Annotated in this window: 3 protein-coding genes; all 3 read left to right on the top strand. The window is 37.5% G+C overall.

The genetic code is table 11. The features are described 5' to 3' along the window. On the top strand, positions 1-2,819 hold a 2,819-nt coding region (locus AC1W31_RS20605; protein WP_481736384.1), incomplete at its 5' end, for a Tn3 family transposase. Positions 2,820-2,859: 40 nt separating this feature from the next. Next, positions 2,860-3,498 carry a SprT-like domain-containing protein gene (locus AC1W31_RS20600; protein ID WP_481736385.1) on the top strand — a complete coding sequence of 213 codons (639 nt, stop codon included), beginning with the start codon at positions 2,860-2,862 and terminating at the stop codon, positions 3,496-3,498. Positions 3,499-3,618: 120 nt separating this feature from the next. Then, positions 3,619-4,272 (top strand): AAA family ATPase, encoded by a 654-nt coding sequence (locus AC1W31_RS20595; protein ID WP_481736383.1) that lies wholly within the window; start codon positions 3,619-3,621, stop codon positions 4,270-4,272. Positions 4,273-4,343: the final 71 nt, after the last annotated feature.

The following is a 4,343-nucleotide window of genomic DNA, read 5'->3' as shown; positions in this document are numbered from 1 at the left end:
ATATTAGTATGATTGACTATGCCCACAGTCGAACCAGTTATCGCCACCAAGAGGAAATTCTTAGAGAATTTAGTATCGCCGCTTTCAGTACGGAGTATCAAGCCTTGTTATATCAAGAAGCAAAACGGCTCACTTATCTACAAACTAAGCCGACTCTAATTTTTGATTCTCTGGTTTCTTTTCTTCAAGAAAAGAGAATTGAAATTCCTACGTATAATGCCTTACGGGAGATTGTTACTAAAGCTCTTGACACATTTGCCAAAGACTTAGAAGCCATCATTCAAACCTATTTATTGGAAATTGACAGGGATTTATTAGAGCAACTCGCTCAGAAACAGATAATAGAAGGTTCCGAGAAAAAGAATGGCTACGGACGATATGGATTAACCTTTTTCAAAAGAATAACGCAATCCATGCAACCCATGCAAATAAAGGAAAGACTTGAATTATTTATAGCCTTAAAGTTCAAATACCAACAATTGCAGTCCATTATCAAAAAACTAAAACTTTCGGATGCCACTATACGTTACCTGGCCGACTATATTTTGGATAATCAATCTTCCCAAGCCCTCAAAAGGGTAAATGAGCATTATTTGCAATTAATTGCTTTCGTGATTCACCAATATTTTAGTTTAGGGGATGCCCTAATTTTGACCTTGAATAGTGCCGTAACTTCGACTTTTAATGATGCCGAAGAGAGACTTAAAGAAGAACATTACAACAATCGTTTTGCCAATGCACAATTAGCTAATCAGGTTTCTCGACGTAGTACCACGCACATTGATGCTTTGGGAGATATTGAAACGATTATTGAAAATGTACAAACCGATGATAGCCAGAAAGTCGAACAAATCAGGCAATTAATTATTCAAAAACGAGTAAAAAAGCCAGCCTTGGATGAAGACCAACTACGATTAATTGAGTTAAAAAAGGTCAATCAACCCATTTCCAATCGGGATGATTATTATAAATCGCTTGAAAAAGAGTCCATCAAATTACAAAATCGAGTGACTCATATTGTCGTAGCATTAGTTTTTGACATTGAAAAATCTCAAGAAGATATAGGAAAAGCCGTGACTTATTTCCAACTAAAGAATGGGGATATTAGTCACAGTAATAAATTGCCGATTGATTTTTTGAGCATGGATGAAAGACAAAAAATCTTTACTGATTCTGGTAAATTACGTATTTCGCTTTACAAGGCTTTGCTTTTCAGAGAGATTAAAGAACATATCAAAGCGGGTTCATTGAACGTCATTTCCTGTTATGAGTACCGAAGTTTTGATGAGTACTTAATTCCTCGTAATCAATGGAATAAGCACAAAGAAGCCTTTTTAGAGAAAGCCAATCTAACCAAACATAGCAGTGCTGCCCAAACACTTTTAAGCCTCAATGATAAACTAAATCACCAGTTTATGGTAACTAACGACCGCTTGTCGGAGAATAAGGATGTATATTTTGATAAAGATGGACAGTGGCACTTGCATCGCTACAAAGCCGAAGGTGATAATATTCCCATTGATAATCGCTTGCTTTATCCGCCCAATCGGTCAATTCCTTTGTTGCAGGTACTTATTCAAATTAATCAACTCACAGGTTTTTTGGAGGCTTTTCAGCATAAAACGGAACACTACGTTCCAACTCGCCCTGGGAATAACATTTTCTATGCGGCAATTATTGGATTTGGAGAAAACATTGGTATCTCTGAGATGGGAGATATTTCAAGAAATATTGCCAAAAATACCCTTGAAACTGTAGCAACGCATTATTTTTCCCCAGAAATGACCTTGAAAGCCAACGATTTAATTCTTTCCATGAGTAATAAATTACCAATCATCGACTTTTTTAGACAGCAATCAGGATTTGTTCATACGGGTAGTGATGGGCAGAAATATGACATTTCAGTACCGTCTCTGCGAGCTTCTGCCTCTTTCAAATATTTTGGTAGTGGCAAAGGCATCACGGTTTATTCTCATTTAGACGAAGCGGGGCAACTCATTATTTCAACCGTTTTCAGTGCTTCGGATAGAGAAGCCCACTATCTCTTAAATATGCTTACGTACAACGAAGTTATTACCCCAGATGCCCATTCTACGGACACACATGGGTATACCGAGCCTGTTTCAGCCATTACAGGCTTAATTGGTATTGAGTTTCGCCCTCGATTAGCAGGACTTTATAAACGAAACCTTTACGCCATTGATGCCATCTGGACTTTTAAAGAATTGGATTATAAAATCTCTCCCAATGCCAAAATTGATTATGAACATTTGGTCGCTCAATGGGATGAAATTCTACGGATGACTGCCACTATTAAATTAGGTTATAATAAAGCCTCGACCTTGTTCAAAAGGCTCAATTCTTATGCAAGGCAACATCCTCTTTATAAGGCTCTGACGGACTTGGGAAGACTTTACAGAACAGATTATACCCTACGAGTTATGGACTTACCATCCCTCAGAAAGTCCGTAGAGGGTGTTTTATCCAAAACGGAACATTCCAACAACCTTGCTTCCGCAGTAACGCATGGCAATAATCAGCAACTCATTTGGGCTTCCTACGAAGACCAACTCAAAGCAGAAGGGTGTAAACGATTAATCATGAATGCCATCAATTATTTTAATCTTCTGTTACTTTCTGAGAAACTGAGCCAATGCAAAACGGAGCAAGAAAAGCAATCACTTTTAGCCATTATTGCAAAATCGTCCACGCATACTTGGCGGCACATCAATCTTTTAGGAATGTATGACTTTTCAGATACAGAAGTTAGTCATGTCTTTGACCTGCAAGCAATTATGGCTCTCAAATTAACTCGCTAAAATTTAGAATGAAGCTCCTGAGAATCGTGTAGCCTAAACAATTATCAAGGAGAAAAATTCTACCAGACCCGCGACGATTTTTGTACGTTCTTTTAATTTTACCCTACACGAAATATCCATCAATCCAGATTCTTTGTATCGCTCCGATAAATCCTGGCACTCCACCTTGATACACGAAATGGTGCATCTTTGGCAGCATGATTTTGGGAAAACTTCTCGCCAATGTTACCACAATCGCCAATGGGCAGACAAAATGGAATCTTTGGGTTTAATGCCCTCCGATACAGGCGAGGAAGGTGGTTTGCGGACGGGTCAATTAATGAGTCATTATATACTCAGAGAGGGAGCATTTGAAAAAGTGTTTAACAACATTAGTGAAGATGATTTAAAACGTTTGACCCTCCCCTATCGTTTGAATCGAGAAATAGCGATGTATATTGAAGACGAAGACGAGGAAGTAGAAACGGTATTGGCATGGTTGAAAAGGACTTCACCACAGCCCATTTATAAAGGGAAAGATGTATCAATCTCCTCTTTTTTTGGCATCGGAAAAACCGCTTCACAAAGCCGTGCAGGGGTAAAGGCTAAATACGTTTGTGCCTGTGATAATCGGGTTTGGGGTAAACCTGATTTAGAAATTCAATGTTTGGTTTGTGGGTGTAGGTTTTTAGAATATTAATTTTATAAAATATTTGTAATCAATTAGTTATAATATTTTTTTAACATTAAAATTAGTGTTAAATTTGGTGCTAAAATTAACACTAAAATTAGTGTTAGAAACAACACTAAAAACAGCACTATGATTTATACTATTGGAGGCATAAAAGGAGGAAGTGGTAAAACAACAATTGCCACTAACTTAGCTATTTGGTTAGCTCAAAAAGGGACTGATGTTTTGTTGGTAGATGCAGACGAGCAAGAAACCGCAACTGATTTTTCAGCATGGCGAGAACAAAATGTTGGCGATGAAATGGGGTACACTTCCATAAAACTTACAGGGGAATCAGTACGAACCCAAGTAACTAAACTTAAAACTAAATACGAGCATATCGTTATTGATACGGGAGGAAGAGATACCACCAGTCAAAGAGCCGCTTTGGTAATTTCAGATTATTATTTAGTACCATTTAATCCAAGAAGTTTTGATATTTGGACAGTTTATAAAGTACAAAATTTAGTTGGTGAAATACGGGCAGTTAAACCTGATGCTCTCCACGTTTATACATTCCTTAATCGTGCCGACCCAAGAGGAGCAGATAATGACGAAGCAGCAGAAATTTTGATGCAATGTGAAGGAATGAACTACGTCCCAAATCCTTTGGGAAATAGAAAAGCATTTTCCCATGCAGCAGGGAAAGGCTTAGGAATAGTAGAGTTAAATCCACCAGATGAAAAAGCATCAGCAGAGTTAAATAACTTGTTTACTTATATTTTCAGCAATTCAACCAATTAAAGATATGGCAGTTACACTACCACCACAAAAGAAAAAAGATTTGCCTATTCTTAACGAACCAGTTATTAATA

This window comes from Arcicella sp. (assembly GCF_964672035.1).
Note: the sequence above shows the minus strand (reverse complement) of the source record. Positions and strands in the feature narration are given on the sequence as shown.